Here is a 17,860-nt window from a genome sequence, read left to right as displayed (position 1 = left end):
AAATGGCTAGTTGCAAAAAAATCTTTCTTAAAATAGAAAATTTATGCGTAAGATGCTATAGGATACTGTAGTTCGAAGCGAATTTATATCTTATATGGTGAATATTATTCATCCTCCTAAAAAAGGTTTGACATGATCAGTCTCCCCTTGGTTTACACAATTTTGGCACTCATCGCCTATACCAGTTCATTTTGGTATTTATTTATTCGATTGATGTCAAAACGTAGTCCAAATCTTTGGTGTTATGGTCTGATGGTTGGATTAGGCTTGGTACTGCATAGTACTGTGCTCTACCAAGACATGATGACGCCGATTGGGGTGAACTATGATGTCTTTAACCTGATGTCATTTACTTCAGGGCTGATGTTAGCGCTGAGTTTGATTTTGAGCCTGATCCGCCCAATTCTGCCATTGAACCTGATCGGTACACCTGTTGCTGCCTTTGGCCTAATCTTGGGCTTTGCCTTTAGCCAACCCAATCAAATTATTGAACAGCATAGCTTGGGCTTAGATTTACACATCATTCTTTCGCTATCTGCTTATGCAGTGCTACTGATGGCTACCATTCATGCGGTATTGTTATGGTTCCAAGATCGAGAACTAAAAAAGAAACAAAAACGACGGATCTGGGTCAACTTATTGCCGCCCTTCCAAGTGATGGAATCCCTGCTATTTGACTTGATTATCACAGGTTTTGGTCTGCTGACAGCAGCCTTGTTGTTTGGTTTCTTTACCATTGATAACTTCTTTGCCCAGCATCTGGCACATAAAACCGCCTTTAGTATTATTTCATGGTTCTTATATGGCGCCTTGCTCATAGGACATTACAAATTCGGCTGGCGTGGACGCAAAGCCATTCGTTTTACCATTACTGGTTTTGTCCTGCTTGCCATTGGTTTTATGGGCAGTAAATTTGTATTAGAAATGATTTTAGGGCGCTAGTTTTTACATTTTAATAAAAACTAGACAGCCTATCTTAAAATGCGTATAACGCTGTTTTCGCTTCGCTAGGTAATAAATCGTGAAACTTGTACTCGCCCCAATGGAAGGTCTGACTGATCCGATCATGCGTGATGTGCTCACTCATGTTGGCAGTTTTGATTGGTGCGTGACTGAGTTTATCCGGATTACCGATAGCATCCTACCAGATCATATCTACGATAGCTTTTGTCCAGAACTGAAAAATGGGGGTAAAACTGCAGCAGGTACACCTGTACATGTACAGTTTCTTGGCAATAACCCCGATATGCTCGCTGCCAATGCTGCCAAAGTCGTAGAACTGGGCGCACCAGCTATTGATCTAAATTTCGGTTGTCCAGCCAAAACAGTCAATCGCCATCGCGGTGGTTCTGTTTTATTGGATGAGCCTGAAACCGTACATCTGCTGGTAAAAGCGATACGCGATGCTGTGCCTGCGCATATTCCTGTTTCAGCCAAAATGCGTTTGGGCTACCTTGATGAAAATCATACGCTAGATAATGCCCATGCGATTGAAGACGCAGGTGCAAGCTGGCTCACTGTACATGCGCGGACCAAAGCTGATGGTTATACCCCACCTGCCTATTGGGAAAAAATTCAGCCCATTACAGAAGCCTTAAACATCAATGTGATCGCCAACGGCGAGATCTGGAACAATGCCGATGCTAAAGCCTGTTTAGCACAATCACATTGCCAAGATTTGATGATTGGACGTGGAGCAGTCACCACCCCTGATTTAACCCTGTGTATCCGCCAAAATATGGATCAGGCGCTTTTGTCTTGGCAGGATTTAGTGGAGTTACAACTACGTTTCTTAAGCGGCCAATACAAGACTGAAATTGGTATGGTGGGACGTTATAAACAATGGCTAGGGATGATGACCAAAGCTTATCCAGAAGCACAAGCCTTATGGGGACAAGTGAAAAAAATCAAACAGCTTGATGAAATCATTCAGTATTTAAAACAAAGCTGATTGTTATTCATACCTCTTCATTAAAAAAGCGGCCTCGGCCGCTTTTTTAATGAATGTAGTCGCTACATTCCACTGACTTTCATTTTTAAATTGGTTATAGATGCACCTGTCATGCCAATATTTCCAATCGAAGCATTAGGCAGGTTATTAAATGTCCCTGCTTGTTGAGCATTATTCGTACCTAACAAAACATTGTTGAGCTGTAAGTCAAATTTATTACTTGTTCCGGTATTTCCGAAAATTACGCCACCTTTATCCGTCGTCCCAGTAGGACCATAAATTCCAGCATAGAAGCCTTTTAAACCAAAGGGATTACCATTATTTCCGGTCAATTTGAAATTAAAGCTTGCGCCAACAGGTGCAGTCGTCGAGTCACCAGATGTTGCATAATCCGACACCAACATAATATTACAGCCCGTACCCGTGCCACAGATCGACTCAATGGCTCCATCAAACATCACCATATGTCCTTGTGGAGATGCACCCATCTGAATATTCATGGTTGGCTTATTCGAAGCAAAAACAATATCAATTCCACCCACACGGAGTAACTCTTTTACATCACTTTTAAGTAATGTGCCTGAATTAAAAATCGTATTGCGCGTATAAGTGCTGCCATTCAAATTAGAGAGGGATGAAGAACCAGCGGTATAAATCGATAAAGGAGAAATTCGAAGCCCTGTTACGTTGTTATTAAAAGCCAATGCAATATTGGCAAATGCACCACCTCGGGAAGCAGTACCAGCGTCCGTATCAATCGCAGCTCTAAGACCTAAAGTAGTCTCAGCGCTACCATTCAAACCTGTCACTTTGACAGGAGCTGCTGTCGATTGTCCTGCAACACCAGCAATCACCAAACCTGCACGATTGGTATAAGACGGTGCGGTATAACCGCCGTAGGATAAGCCATCATTATCGATAATGGCCATTTGATCGAATTGAATATTTGCTTGGACACCAATCGTTAAACCATCCTGCCCTGTCATAGCCGAAAGACTTTGATCATCCATAGGCTGCATTGCCATTGATAAAGGACTCAACAGTAATAATGACAAACATCCAAATTTTTTGTTTTTATTCATTGTCCTCATCCGTAGACAAATGTTTAAAATATGTACTATAGCTTAGCATAACCTTTTTCAAGCACAATCACTTTCTTAGCAAATAGACAAGTGGAACTGAATGCTTTTATCAACTGCTAGCGCCTAATTTCGAGGCATAATAGAAAATTGACTGGTCAAACGTCCACCTGTAATTGCCATTTCACCTAACCGTTGAGCACTGCCCGATGGAGAATAAAGGTTAATATCTCTGGTTCTAAACACACCATCAGTGGTCCGATTCGGGTTAAATGTCAGTCCTGCATTAAAACTTGCCACACCTTCGCCAGCGCTATTTCGATTAATTTGAATTGCATTATTAAAAGCAATATCACCTTGTATATTGTCTAAACCTAAGGTTGAACCATCCACAGGATCACTAATTTGAATCGTATTATTGCTTGCTGCATTAAGTTTTAGATCACCCACAATATTTAGTGCGTTGCCTGTACCATCAGTTTTATATTCGTTATTCGGAATAAGAGAAAGATTCATATCGCCACCGACACGAAGTTTTAAACCAAATAATACATCACTACTTAAAGCAAAATTATTACTCGGAGCAACACCACCACTATAACTTGCGCCAGGTAAATATCCAGCAGCGACTTCCGCCGCCATAACAATCAACATATCCTTAAGTGTTGCGTTAAAACTGCCATTTTCAAGACCAATACTGCCAGTTCCTTTCAATAACATGTCAATGTTACGCAGTCCCATATAATAATTCTTCGCACCATCAATCACTAAAATTGAAGTGGTTTTATTTCCTAATGCTTTATAACTGGCATCACGATCGACCCCAGTAGTGCTCATCCCCAATGAAAAACCTAACCGTGGTGTAGTCCCACTGTCTGCAACAGCCTTTTTCACCCCATTTTTATCAAAATAAAAGGCTTCATTTGCATTAATTCGCGTACCATACATCGCCATGTTGGCATTGAGATTATAAAAAGGTAAAGCCAACCCCCAATTATTATCTGTATGTTCATTAATTGGCGCATAACCACTTTGAGGATTACTTGTAGCACTATTGGTAAAACGCCCTCGTCTTGAAATCGCTTGGAACTCGGCACCACGGATTGCCATTAATAAACTAAATGGATTGTTTGCCCCTGTCTCCTTATGGATATTCTGAATATAATCAGCATCTTGGGTCAAGAAACTCCCATTACCAAATTTAGATGTTTGAAACACATAATTCGCTGGTAAAAATACAGATTTAGCATCAACTAAATTGATATAAACATTGCCTGTATCAAAAGAACCTCGTGTACCGAGCTGTAAACCAGTTAAGTTACCGAATTCAAAACCATAGGTATTTAATCCAGCCCCACCAATTTCTAAAGTCGTGGCTTTACCATCACTTCCCAACATGGAGTCACCATCTTTGGTGAATTCAGCTTTCATACGGAAAGCGATACCCGTGTCTCCCATGATTGCTTTATTATCGGTCGTCTTACCTAAAATATTGGTATTATTTGGATTACCATAACTGGTCCCATAAGTCGGATTCGCTGCATTATTTGCATTTAAACCACGTACCTGTAAAGAACCATTGACCATACGTCCATTTGCGCCAACTCGAATGAGTCCTTGAGCTTTGTTATTGGGTGCAGCCTGTTGATTCAATGGCGTATTGGTTGAATCAAGTGTGTAAGGAGAGCTAGGGTTTACATTTTTATTCAACATAATCTCTAGGTTTAAGCCTGAGTTTGTTGCTACCCCTGCATCAGAATATGTACCTGCAGTCACAGCACCTGTATCTTTAACACGGGTAAAGTCTACATAGCCATAATCGTTATTTGGTGTTTGAGTTAATGAAGCATTTGCAGCGCCGCCACTCAACAATGCATTATTTGTTTGTAACTTAATACCTTCCACGGCATCGACAAACATCACACCTTTACCCAAAAAATTAAAGTTAAAGTTCTTCAAAATTAATTGATTGAGCTGACTGTTTGAAGTCTGTCCTAAATAGACGGTTGCATTTTTTAAGCCAAGCTCCAAAGATGTTTGGCTATTTTTACTAAATAAACCATCTGTGGTCTTAAACTTTAAATCTAAAGGTGAGGTTGTTTGAATTGCTAAATTACCAATATCACTACTGCAACGGTTGGTATCACAAATCTGGAATGAATCAATTGTAATTAATGAGGGATTAGATGATAACTCTATATCCAGACCTGTTTTATTGCCATTGCTGCCTGTATTGAGTTTATAATTTGTACCGAGCTGATCGCCTAAAGCATTTTTTTGTATTTTAAAATTATTCGCAACGGCTTTTAATGTTGTACCAGCAGCATCTGCGCTTCCACGACCCGCATTGTCCTGCCAAAAGAATTGATCGACATTAATATTGTCGTAGGTTGTTTCAATATGGACACCGTCTTGCCCATTTACACTGCGCATTGCACTGTCATCCAATGCTTGTAATGCATAAGCAGAATGACTAATGAAAAAAATACTTGCAGCCAAAGCATTAAGAGCAAAACTTATGGTCCGATGATTTAATTTTTTATTTTTCATCACTTCAATCCTTTGAAAAGTAGACTTGGTTAGCACCGTGGATGACTTGCATCACAAGAAAACATCATGACATTTCCTTGTATTGCTAAATTGCCATTCATTTTCAGTCCCATAAACCCTGTTTCTTTATTACGATCATAAACAGAAGGATGATCAGCAGCATATGTTGGTGCTTTTAAATAACCATATCCACTTGTTGGTGGCGTGGTCGGATTAGAGCCTTCGACTAGTTTTCCATTACTGTCATAATAACTGGTAAAATCATCTTGCTCGATGGCAAGCGCATTGAAACCAAAGTTTCGGATTAAAATAGGTTTTGTCGCATCCATGCTTAATTGCATTGCTGGTTTAGTTTTTGCCGCACCACCGTCATCATTGTAAATTAAATCGAAGCCATCCAAACCTAATTTTTGCAAATCGATGGTCCCTTGTATTCCTTTAAATACTAACCAAACTTTATTGGCGGGATTCGCTTGCGTTGGATCACTGACAGGTTGATTGCCATTTCTAACAAAACGCTTATTTACAGAAAGTCCAAGATGGCAAAAGGCTAAATTTGCACAAACGCCACCCAAACCATTATCAAACTCATACTTTCCAGTTGTCGTGTTATAAACTTGGTTCAAAGACAGCTTCAAGGATAGATCTGCCCCTGCCTGTCCTTCAACAGCTTGAAGAGCATCATTATCCAAAACTTCTAACTCAGCATGAGTCCATGTCGCCATTAATAAAAGAAGTAAAGTTGAGATTTTTTTCATCGTATTACTCCCTTTATAGCCCAGTAGTCGTAATTTTAAGGTGCTGAATCAATACACCATCAATCACAGCTGAACCCATATTGTTCATTGGCGAAGCTGTATTTAGCTTATACGTATTAATGTCTGCATTTGGTTTTGTTGTATACCACTTCCCATCTTCAAAACGAGCATTCGGTAATGCTCCGGTAGTTGTTGGAACAACAAATTTTGAATTGGTATTGCCATTATCTTGTCGAGTATAGCCCGTATTGGCTGTGGTCGGATTATAGAGAGAGGTACTATCAATATCGACCCAATTTACCCCATTGGTTGAGTCAAAGCGTAAACCATAATCCCCATTACTTCCTGTTGTTGATCCACTACTGGTTCGATATTGCCAACGGTAGCCACTACAAAATAAACCGCTACAGCTCACACTTGTGCGTTGTTGATTTTGCAATTGATAGAAATACTGGTCTTTCGATACCGCCCCAGTACTCAAAGAGCCAAAAGAAATACCAACGGCGTCTTGTGTACTATTTCCTTTAAATGCCTGAAGTGTTTTCCCTGCATCATCACTATATACCGTTCCGATACTAATACTACTGTGAGTTGCATTAGAACCCTGATAGGTTTTCCCACCTAAGCTAATATTGCTACCACACTGGTATACATTACAGGTTGAACCTTTATAGCTTTGATCTAAACCTGAATAATCGGTATAAATTTTCTTATAAATACTTTCTTTATTTGGAATTCGAGCAACTTCCAAACTAAAGTTCTTACCATCTGAACCCAAAATGACAGGTTGGTATAAGTTCCCCAAAACCAGGTTGGTATTTAAGTTATAAATGAAAATGCCTTCATTTGCATCGAAAGTAGGTGCACTACCGCCTTGAATCGCAGGTGTCGCCAAATTATTCGTATCTGTTGTTTCTCTCGTACTCAAACGTAGTACGCGATCATTTAGACCCGTTGGTGCGGTCCAGTTACCTGTTGAAGTAATTTTTGTCGTTTGACTACGAATACGATATTGAACGACGCCTGTCGAACCCGGATTACTCGTTTGATCAGGGCTATAACGTGCTGTCCAGATATCAGACCCAGAGCCACAAGCAGTACAGGTTTGACCTGCGGGAAGTGTTGGCAACGTATCTGTTTTTGTTGATGTTGGGGCATTCATCGTCATACCCGCTTTTAAATTCGAACCATCACCGCTGTTAAAACGAAATACACCTGACAAGCCCAATGTATTGTTATAAAACGGACTCAATCCTCCTGTATTTCCAGCACCATTTAAAGTTTGAAAAACCTTTAAGTTACTACCATTTAAACTAAAACCATTCCAGATTCCCTGCAAACGCAGACGGTTAGCGCGATTGGCATCAATATCTGTACCAACTTGCCCCACACTATTGCCATATTGAAACTGATCCGATGCGCCATCAGTTTTATTAGGATTACGCACAAAGGCATCGGCCCATAAACCTAACTTTAAGTTATAAGCACTGGCACCAACAGGATCGGCTCCTGTCTTAATTACAGTAGGCGCACCTGTACCACTCGTATTGTCATTATAATATTCATAGAGTGGTGCTTCCAAAGCCATATAGGTCACTACACCCGTATCTGTATTGAGCGTAGTTCCATTCGACGTAATAACGTCTGGTGTAAACGTTGGGATATTCGCTTCAGATTGAACTTTTAACAGCCATGGATTACTTGCGGTTCCCCAACTACTAATCGCATTAATTGCATTTCCAGTAGTATTTAAACCGACGCGTTCATTATTATTGGTTGTACGTGCTGAATTCGAAGCAGAAACCGCTAAACCATATAAAAATAAGTCGGCCTTACCGACAGCTCGATCTCCAGCATCCACGCCTCCACTCTTATTGGTATCCGTTGCGGTCAGTGAGAGTGGTCCTACAGGTACATAATTAATATAACCCGTATCTAATTGTCGATTGAGTAAGTCCGCACTCGTCGTCGTCGCTTTTTCACCCTGAAAAATCATATAAGTATTCTGAGGAAGTAAGGCAATGCCCTCACCGATCGTTTGGCTTAGACCTTCATCTGAGATTTCTTGCAATGCAAAAGCAGACTGACTGACACATAGTCCTATCAGGCTCGCTAAAACCGTCTTTTGAAATGAATCCATCTGGAGTATAGCCATCTTGACCTTCCTAATTACCTAGTGCTCCGCACCTACATTATATTTTTTCTTTCATCCCTCTGAGTGATTTTTAAACGCTGCTTCCTAGCATCACTCAAAATATAGACGAATCATGTCTATCTCATCACAGAATTTATTATGCCGAATAATTACACAAATGCAAAACAAACTGGCTAAATGTTACATTTTTCCGATAAGCGCATAAATATAGAGCAGCCTAAGCTGCTTTATATCGCAAGCATAAAGCTTAGCAAAACTTCAGTGAACCATAACAGTTAGGCGTAAATTTCTGGGTGGCTAACTCTAAATCGGTTAACCCCATTTGTGGGCGTGTCGCATTGATTAAATTGACTGTACCCACAGGGATATCACTACCAAATAAACAATCACTCGCTAAATTATTTCCACAGAAAATTCGACCTTGGTCCGTTTTCAAAAATGCACTGACCTGCCTAAAGGCCTCATTCAATGTTGCTTTCGGAATATCCACAGAGAGAGCGGGCTCAATAAATCCAATATCAATTGGGTTGGTAAATTCCAACCACCAACCATTCTGGGAAATAGAATTATTACTGGTCCATTGGATATTTTGAGATTGGAGCGATAAAGATGCCGCAGTCCCATTCAGGTTTGCTTTATGGAAATAACCCAAATCCTCATTGATCGCCACATCAACCATTAAGTTTTGAATGGTCCCTGTAACGTTTTTTCCAGTTAAAGGAACATTAATAAAACCAAGCGCGGTCGCATTTGCATCAATGGTTCCAGTCAAAGCAATATCTCGAACCTTGGCTGTCGCTGTTAGTGGCGCATTGGTAATACGTTTTCCTGTAATCTCTTGCTGTCCTAAAATTAAATCTCCTTTTAGGGTATTACTACCGCTGACTTTATCTCGCAAATTTAAGTTATAGTTGGTTGTTGTAAATGGGATATTACCTGAACCAAACAATGTACAACATACCTCTCCTGAAATTGGATCATAGCCATCTGTTTGTTTTAATGTCCCTTTACCAGCTTCTCCGGAGACTAGACTATTGCCAAAACCATTCACATTGGCTATGCCTGTAGTCGGTGCAATCTGCATATAACCGCTGAGTGAATTAATACCACTCTTTTGTGAGCCATTCTCTAAGCCAAAAGTAATCAATCCCAATGCTTTTTCAGCACTTAAATTCAGCCCAACCACCTGACGAGTCGATGCTTTATCTGGATTCTTAATTGCAAACTCAATAAATGGGTTGGTTAATACCGCAGATGAACCCGCACGAGCCGCACGATCTGCCGCACTATCTGAATTTGATGTCGCAGAATTACCTAAACCACTCAGACTCAGATAATCAATATCGATGTCACAACCACCTGGCCCATTAACACCGCCACAACCCAACTGAAGCTTTTTAATATTTACATTGAGCTCCATCTCAGCTTCTAAACCGAGCTTATAGAACCCTATGCTTTTATCTCCACCCAAACGATGTGATTCTTTATTTGCCAAATCTGTTGGTGAAACATAAGACAAACTCATTAAAGCCTGCCCAGTTGTTGCAGACAACTCACTATCCGTCATACTTTGCATTGTATTGGAAGCGGCATAGGCTGAATTTAAGCACAAGCCGATAGTTCCCATAAGGAATATAGCTAAACCTCTACTTTTCATTCTCAAAATCCTTTTAAATCCTGAAAGTTTAAATAAGACTCTTATCCCCATAAGATGACTTATAAAAACGTAATGGCTTCATCCGATGCCATTCAATAACTCAGCTTAATATAAACTAAATTTTTGTTAAACCATAAACACAATCCGATAAAAATGACCCATAAAGGTAAATTGATTTCAATGCAGTAGATGATAAACAAGGACAGGACTTTTCTAATAGGAAAATAAAAAAGCAGCCGAAGCTGCCTTGCGAATTCATCAAAAACTTTAGCAAAACTTCAATGTACCATAACAGTTAGGTGTAAATTTCTGGGTGGCTAACTCTAAATCGGTTAACCCCATTTGCGGACGTGTCGCATACTGAAGATCGACAGTCCCAACTGGAATATCACTGCCAAATAGACATTCGCTTGCTAAATTATCTCCACACTGAATTCGCCCTTCTTTCGTTTTTAAAAATGCACTGACCTGCCTAAAGGCCTCATTCAATGTTGCTTTAGGAATATCCACAGAGAGAGCGGGTTCAATAAATCCAATATCAATTGGATTAGTAAATTCCAACCACCAACCACTTTGAGAAATAGAGTTATTATTGGTCCATTGGATATTTTGAGACTGGAGTGATAAAGATGCGGCAGTCCCATTCAAGCTTGCTTTATGGAAATAACCCAAATTCTCATTGATCGCCACATCAACTGTTAAGTTTTCAATTGTACCAGTAACATTTTTTCCAGTTAGCGGCACATTAATAAAACCAAGAGCTCTAGCAGTCGCATCAATTGTTCCAGTCAAGGAAATATCGCGAACATACGCTGTCGCTTTTAATGGTGCATTGGTAATTCGCTTACCTTCAATCGGTTGCTGCCCTAAAATCAAATCACCTTTTAAAGTATTACTGCCGCTGGCTTTATCTCGTAAATTTAAGTTGTAGTTGGTTGTGGTAAATGGAATATTACCTAGACCAACCAAGGTACAACAGACTTCACCAGAAATGGCATCATATCCATCCGACTGCTTTAATGTTCCTTTACCAGCCTCTCCTGAAACAAGACTTGTACCGAAGCCATTTACATTGGCAATACCCGTAGTTGCTGCGATTTGCATATAGCCGCTGAGTGAGTTAATGCCACTCTTTTGAGCACCATTCTCTAGACCAAATGTAATCAATCCCAATGCTTTTTCAGCACTTAAATTCAGCCCGACCACCTGACGTGTAGATGCTTTATCTGGATTCTTAATTGCAAATTCAATAAATGGATTGGTTAATACCGCAGATGAACCTGCACGAGCCGCACGATCTGCCGCGCTATCCGAGTTTGAGGTCGCTGAATTACCTAAACCGCTGAGGCTAAGATAATCAATATCGATGTCACAACCACCTGGCCCATTGACACCACCACAGCCCAATTGAAGTTTTTTAATATTTACATTGAGTTCCATTTCAGCTTCTAAACCGAGTTTATAGAACCCTATGCTTTTATCCCCACCAAGACGATGTGTTTCTTGATTTGCAAGATCATTCGGGGAAATATACGACAAACTCATTAATGCCTGCCCTGTTGTTGCAGACAGCTCACTATCGGTCATACTTTGCATTGTATTAGACGCGGCATATGCTGAATTTAAGCACAGACCAATAGTTCCCAAAAAAAATATAGATAAATGTTTATTTTTCATTATAGAAATCCATTTAAATCCTTAGCATTTAAATAAGATGCTTACCCCTAAAAGATTCGCTTATTAAAATGCTTCAGTTTCATTTTATGATCTTAAAGTCATCACAATATAAACTAAAATATTGTTAAATAATAAACAAAATCCGATAAAATGACCTATAAAGGTAAATTAATTTCAATTTAATAAAGGTCAAATCATCATATTATTTTCCTTAAAAAAATAAAAAAGCAGCCTAAGCTGCTTTCATTTTATTTAAATTACACTAACAGAACTTTAATGTGCCATAACAGTTTGGCGTAAAGTTCTGAGTCGCTAACTGTAAATCTGTTAAGCCCATTTGTGGTCGTGTTGCATTAACTAAATTGACTGTACCTGTTGGAATGGTATCACCAAAAAGACAGTTTAACACCCCAAAGGTACCACAGTTAATTGGGTTATCATTCAAATACTTAGAGACTTGCGCAAAAGCTTCATTAAGTGTTGCTTTAGGAATATCGACATTTAAAGTTGGTTGAATAAATCCGATATCAATAGGATTACTAAACTCTAACCACCAACCATTTTGAGACACCGATTTGTTATTCGTCCATTGAATATTTTGAGACTGTAACGATAATGACGCAGCGGTACCGTTCAAATCTGCTTTATGGAAATAACCGAGATTTTCACTAATCGCCACATCAACCAACAAATTCTGAATCGTACCTGTAACCTGTCTATCCAATTTTAACCCGATTGCATTTGCCACAATATTGCCACTTAAATCAATATCACGTACTTTTGCAGTCGCTGTTAAATTAGCAGTACTAATACGTTTTCCTGTAATTGCCTGCTGCCCTAAAGTTAAGTCACCTTTTAAGATATTACTTCCTGTGGCTTTATCCCGAAGATTAAGTGCATAAGAATCGGTTGTAAAATTAATCGTAGGTACACAAAGTAAAGGCAAACTACATACCTTACCTGTAATTGGATCATAACCGTCTGATTGATTCAAAGTACTTTTTCCAGCCTCTCCTGCCACTAAGCTGTCACCAAAACCATTGACATTGGCAAGCCCTGTAGTTGCAGCAATTTCCATATAGCCACTGAGTGAATTAATACCCGTTTTGGTAGCCCCATTTTCCAAACCAAAGGTAATTAAACCCAATGCTTTTTCTGCACTTAGATTAAGACCGACCACTTGGCGAGTCGAAGCTTTATCTGGATTTTTAATTGCAAATTCAATAAATGGATTGGTTAACACCGCTGATGAACCCGCACGCGCTGCTCTGTCTGCATCGCTATCTGTATTGGATGTCGCAGAATTACCCAAACCACTCAAACTCAGATAATCAATGTCAATATCACAACCACCCGTCCCATTGACGCCACCACAGCCCAATTGAAGCTTTTTAATATTCACATTGAGTTCCATTTCAGCTTCTAATCCTAATTTATAGAAGCCGATGGTTTTATCACCACCTGCACGTTGCGCCTCTTTATTGGCTAAATCTGTGGGTGATATATAAGACAAGCTCATTAAGGCCTGCCCAGTTGTTGCAGACAGCTCACTATCCGTCATACTTTTCAAGGTGCTCGTCGTCGCATATGCAGGATTAACAAAAACTCCGACCATCCCTAAAAAAATTATGGATAAACCTTTATTTTTCATTTAAAAAATCCTTTTTTTAATTCTAGATATTAGTTCCAAACAATTTTTTGCATCGCACTAACTGGGTAGACAAAAAATTAGTAAACTAATAATCAACCCTATATCCACTTTCACTATAAACCCGAAAAGTGTTAAATAATATACAATTCATGACAGAAATAGCCCATAAAGGTAAAAATTTGTCACAGAAAAAATAATAGTAATAAATATCAAATAGATCATTAAGCCTAAAGAAAAATAAAAAATGAAAGAATTTGCGGCAAATAATTGCAGTGTAATTCATCAACACTTAGATCAAACAATAATCAAGACGATTTATAAAAGACTTCATCTAAATGCACGCATGCACAAAGCTTTGTGGGCCTGTTTTGAAAATATCCAATAGGATATTTGGGAAAAAATGATGAATGATGCAGAATAGCGCTGAAAATTAACAATCAAGCTTAAAGTCTTATATCCCCCAATGAGCAGACCACTCTAAGCAATTATATTTTTGATAAAATTTATAACCTAGAGTTAACATATTAAAATATATAAGTAAAAAGCAGCCTAAGCTGCTTTCATTTTATTTAAATCACGCTAACAGAATTTTAAAGTGCCATAACAGTTTGGCGTAAAGTTTTGAGTCGCCAATTGCAAATCGGTTAAGCCCATTTGTGGCCGAGTTGCATTGATTAAATTCACGGTACCGACTGGAACGGTATCACCCAAAAGACAATTCAACGCCCCCAATGCCCCACAATCAATCGGGTGATCATTCAAATACTGAGACACTTGCGCAAAAGCTTCATTTAACGTGGCTTTGGGGATATCCACATTAAACACAGGTTCAATGAAACCAATATCGATTGGATTACTAAACTCTAACCACCAACCATTTTGAGACACGGATTTGTTATTCGTCCATTGAATATTTTGGGACTGTAAAGAAAGTGAAGCAGCTGTACCATTTAAGTTCACTTTATGGAAAAAACCTAAATTTTCACTAATCGCTGCATCAACCAGCAAGTTCTGAATCGTACCCGTCACCTGTTTATCTAGGTTCAATCCAATGGCTCGTGCTACAATATTACCGCTCAGATCAACATCCCGTACTTTCGCAGTCGCCGCCAAATTTGCAGTGTTAATACGTTTGCCTGTAATCGCTTGTTGCCCTATAACTAAATCACCTTTTAAAATATTACTACCTGTGGCTTTATCTCGAAGATTGAGTGCATAAGATGTGGTTTCAAAATCAATCGTTGGTATACAGAGTAAAGGTGTAGAACATATTTTACCTGAAATTGGGTTATAACCATCTGACTGATTCAAGGTGCCTCTATCCGCCTCTCCCGCCACTTGACTGTTACCGAAACCATTAACATTGGCAACACCAGTGGTTGCAGCAATTTCCATATAGCCACTGAGTGAATTAATTCCACTCTTTTCAGGGCCATTTTCCAGCCCAAACGTAATTAAACCCAATGCCTTTTCAGCACTTAAGTTTAAGCCTACAACCTGTCGAGTAGAGGCTTTATCTGGATTTTTAATTGCAAACTCGATAAATGGATTGCTTAACACGGCGGATGAACCTACACGGGCAGCACGATCAGCGGCGCTATCTGTATTTGAAGTCGCCGAATTACCTAAACCACTCAGACTAATATAATCAATATCAATATCACAGCCACCTGCTCCATTGACACCACCACATCCCAATTGAAGGCTTTTGATATTTACATTAAGTTCCATTTCGGCTTCCAAACCGAGCTTATAGAAACCAATGCTATTATCTCCACCGATGCGTTGTGCTTCTTTATTGGCTAAATCAGTGGGTGAAATATAAGACATACTCAGTAATGCCTGTCCCGCTGCTTCAGACAGCTCACTATCCGTCATACTTTTCAATGTACTCGTCGTGGCATATGCAAAATTTAAGCATGAACTGCTGAACAAAAGCATTGCTAGATGAAGAGATTTAAACTGTCGCATGACCGACCTCCGTGTTTAAAACATCCATATTTGTTTATTTTTATAATGTCTTATATCAACCACAGACAGGGTTCTAATCTATTTACACGCTGTGAGCTGGTATAAAAACAAATCGTTTTTTAATTATATTTTAATTATTATTAAATACAAGTTTAATTTAACTTAACAAATTAGGCCATAAATATCGTATTTGTTTAAACAGATCACATAAAAAAAGCTCACCCTATTTTCACAGAGTGAGCTTTTTTTATGTATCGTTATTAAGTTTTCGGTAAAGTCACACCTGTTTGACCTTGATATTTACCGCCACGATCTTTATATGAGGTTTCACACACTTCGTCGCTTTCAAAGAACAACATCTGTGCAACACCTTCACCCGCATAAATACGCGCTGGCAAATTGGTTGTATTTGAGAACTCTAGGGTAACGTGACCTTCCCACTCAGGCTCTAACGGCGTTACGTTCACGATAATCCCGCAACGCGCATAAGTCGACTTACCTAAGCAAACAGTTAAAACATTACGTGGAATACGGAAGTACTCAATCGTACGCGCCAAAGCAAATGAGTTCGGCGGAATGATACATACATCAGATTCGATATCGATAAAGCTTTTGTCATCGAAATTTTTCGGGTCAACAATTGCTGAATGAACGTTAGTGAACACTTTAAATTCACGTGCACAACGGACATCGTAGCCATAGCTCGATACCCCATAAGAAATCAACTTTTCTCCGTTTTCATCAAAACGAACTTGATTCTCTGCATAAGGTTCAATCATGCCGTGTTTTTCGCTCATTTCACGAATCCAACGATCAGATTTTATTGCCATGACTTTTTATCCATAGACGAAGTTAATAATTGGCGAGTACTTTAACGTAAAATGGTATCAATGAAAACAACAGCACTATCCTGTTATGGGGATAACGCTGCCAAAGTTATAAATTGATTAATGCTGAATAGCTAATCGGAATGGCAAAAGCCATCAGAACGACAGACGCAGTGCGCTGTAATTTTGATTGAGATAACCATGCAACTTTATTGGTTGCTAACATTGCACCGACAGAAATCCAAAATAATGCAATGGGCAAAATCAAGCCGACAAAAGTACTCATATGTGCCATGTAAATCTCTTGGCTTTTCCATGCAGCAACGGGAAATATCGCTGAAGCAAATAACAATGCTTTTGGATTAAGCAAGGTTGCACATAACAACTCTCTAGGTCGAATGGTCGGTTGATTTAAAGCCACTTCTTGGTTGGCAGTGCGCCATAATTTAATCGCAAGAAAGACGATATAACCCGCACTTAATAATTTCAGAAAAATCGGTAAAGCTGGTAAGGTGGCAGACACTTTACCAATCAACATTCCCCATGCACTAATTGCAATGATATAGCCAACCGCTTCCGCAGGAATCAATAATAAAGATCGACGCAAGCCCACCTGAATACCAGAAGATGCCAATAAGGTGTTGGTAGGGCCAGGAGTCAGCAAAATGGTAATGACTAAACCAATAAAGAACCATGAAATCATTGAATGACCTCACTAGAAGATATTTTTCAGATTAATCCAATTCACAAACCATAGCAAAAAAATAACTGTAAACAGTTATGACCAAAAACAATATAAACAACTGTTTTAACTATGTTTTATAAATTACAAGTTGACTCTACTCAACAGTCACAGCATAAAAACCGTCTATTTAAAATACAAGAAATGTAAGCTATTCATCGGAGGCCTATGATTAGTGCAATAATGTCTGTCAGTATTTTAAGTTTTCACTAAGTAAATCGTGTTATTTTCTATACAATTTCCTGTTTATCTGTTCAATTGGGTTTATTTCCGCGTTTATGCCTAAGCAATTCTTTCACAAGTGGCTGCCTTCATCAGAGAAAGTCGCGAGCTTAAAGCTGATGAAAATTTTTGGTGACCGCGCCTTGAATCCATTGCTTTGGTATGTGAATCGTCGCTCAATTGCAAAAGCCATGTTTATAGGCACCTTTTGGGGAATTTTGCCTGTTCCATTTCATAGCTTATTCATCATTTTAACGGTGTTATTTTTTGAAGTGAACTTGCCGATTGGCCTCTGTATGGCATGGCTCACCAATCCGTTTACCGTGGTGCCAATTCTTTATTTGGGCTTTTGGTTTGGGAGCAAAATTTATCACGTCAATATGATCAATAAAGAGATGTTGCTTGGAGTGTTACATCAGATTTTAAACTGGATTAAGAACTTTGGGCATGGTCATATTGATTTTAGTTTGACCAAGATCTTAGTTTCTGGCCTAATGATTGAAGCTGTTTTATTTGCCATTTTATTTTATTTAGCGACTCACCTGCTGTGGCGCTGGATCGTGATTCGCAGCTGGCGCAAACGTGAAAAACAGCAGCGAGAAGAAACCATTTAAATGATT

13 protein-coding genes are annotated in these 17,860 nt (G+C 39.2%); 3 read left to right on the top strand and 10 right to left on the bottom strand.

The genetic code is table 11. The annotated features are described in order from the left end of the window. Positions 1-132: 132 nt before the first annotated feature. Both V6E90_RS00830 and V6E90_RS00825 read left to right on the top strand, forming a co-directional pair. Complete coding sequence (locus tag V6E90_RS00830) at positions 133-942, top strand: cytochrome C assembly family protein (RefSeq protein WP_005205568.1); 810 nt, start codon at positions 133-135, stop codon at positions 940-942. Between the two features lie 79 nt (positions 943-1,021). Continuing rightward, a complete protein-coding gene (locus V6E90_RS00825; RefSeq protein WP_332604224.1) occupies positions 1,022-1,951 on the top strand; it encodes a tRNA dihydrouridine synthase in 930 nt (309 codons plus the stop codon). A 62-nt stretch (positions 1,952-2,013) separates the two neighbouring features. Here the strand turns inward: V6E90_RS00825 and V6E90_RS00820 are convergent, their stop codons facing one another. From V6E90_RS00820 to V6E90_RS00775, 10 genes are all read right to left on the bottom strand, one after another. Then, on the bottom strand, positions 2,014-3,033 hold the full coding sequence (locus V6E90_RS00820) for a DUF6160 family protein (protein WP_016541683.1): 1,020 nt from the start codon (positions 3,031-3,033) through the stop codon (positions 2,014-2,016). 123 nt (positions 3,034-3,156) lie between these two features. Further along, positions 3,157-5,580 (bottom strand): DUF6160 family protein, encoded by a 2,424-nt coding sequence (locus V6E90_RS00815; RefSeq protein ID WP_332604223.1) that lies wholly within the window; start codon positions 5,578-5,580, stop codon positions 3,157-3,159. Positions 5,581-5,609: 29 nt separating this feature from the next. Further along, complete coding sequence (locus V6E90_RS00810; RefSeq protein WP_016541681.1) at positions 5,610-6,338, bottom strand: DUF6160 family protein; 729 nt, start codon at positions 6,336-6,338, stop codon at positions 5,610-5,612. A gap of 13 nt (positions 6,339-6,351) precedes the next feature. Continuing rightward, positions 6,352-8,493, bottom strand: a complete 2,142-nt coding sequence (locus V6E90_RS00805) for a hypothetical protein (protein ID WP_262757272.1) — start codon at positions 8,491-8,493, stop codon at positions 6,352-6,354. A 247-nt stretch (positions 8,494-8,740) separates the two neighbouring features. Then, a complete protein-coding gene (locus tag V6E90_RS00800) occupies positions 8,741-10,150 on the bottom strand; it encodes a hypothetical protein (protein ID WP_016660431.1) in 1,410 nt (469 codons plus the stop codon). Between the two features lie 267 nt (positions 10,151-10,417). After that, a complete protein-coding gene (locus tag V6E90_RS00795; RefSeq protein WP_016541678.1) occupies positions 10,418-11,827 on the bottom strand; it encodes a hypothetical protein in 1,410 nt (469 codons plus the stop codon). A gap of 262 nt (positions 11,828-12,089) precedes the next feature. Further along, positions 12,090-13,478 carry a hypothetical protein gene (locus V6E90_RS00790; RefSeq protein ID WP_332604222.1) on the bottom strand — a complete coding sequence of 463 codons (1,389 nt, stop codon included), beginning with the start codon at positions 13,476-13,478 and terminating at the stop codon, positions 12,090-12,092. Between the two features lie 579 nt (positions 13,479-14,057). Next, a complete protein-coding gene (locus V6E90_RS00785) occupies positions 14,058-15,449 on the bottom strand; it encodes a hypothetical protein (RefSeq protein ID WP_332604221.1) in 1,392 nt (463 codons plus the stop codon). 260 nt (positions 15,450-15,709) lie between these two features. Then, complete coding sequence (dcd, locus tag V6E90_RS00780; RefSeq protein ID WP_003653416.1) at positions 15,710-16,279, bottom strand: dCTP deaminase; 570 nt, start codon at positions 16,277-16,279, stop codon at positions 15,710-15,712. Between the two features lie 106 nt (positions 16,280-16,385). After that, positions 16,386-16,979, bottom strand: a complete 594-nt coding sequence (locus tag V6E90_RS00775) for a LysE family translocator (protein ID WP_016541675.1) — start codon at positions 16,977-16,979, stop codon at positions 16,386-16,388. A gap of 317 nt (positions 16,980-17,296) precedes the next feature. Between V6E90_RS00775 and V6E90_RS00770 the strand changes: the two genes are divergently transcribed. Continuing rightward, positions 17,297-17,854 (top strand): DUF2062 domain-containing protein, encoded by a 558-nt coding sequence (locus V6E90_RS00770; protein WP_332604219.1) that lies wholly within the window; start codon positions 17,297-17,299, stop codon positions 17,852-17,854. Positions 17,855-17,860 lie beyond the last annotated feature (6 nt).

Origin of the sequence: Acinetobacter sp. ESBL14 (genome assembly GCF_036668815.1) — a bacterium.
Classification (GTDB): Bacteria; Pseudomonadota; Gammaproteobacteria; order Pseudomonadales; family Moraxellaceae; genus Acinetobacter; species Acinetobacter gyllenbergii.
The sequence above is the reverse complement of the archived record's forward strand: the minus strand, read 5'-3'. Positions and strand labels throughout refer to the sequence as shown.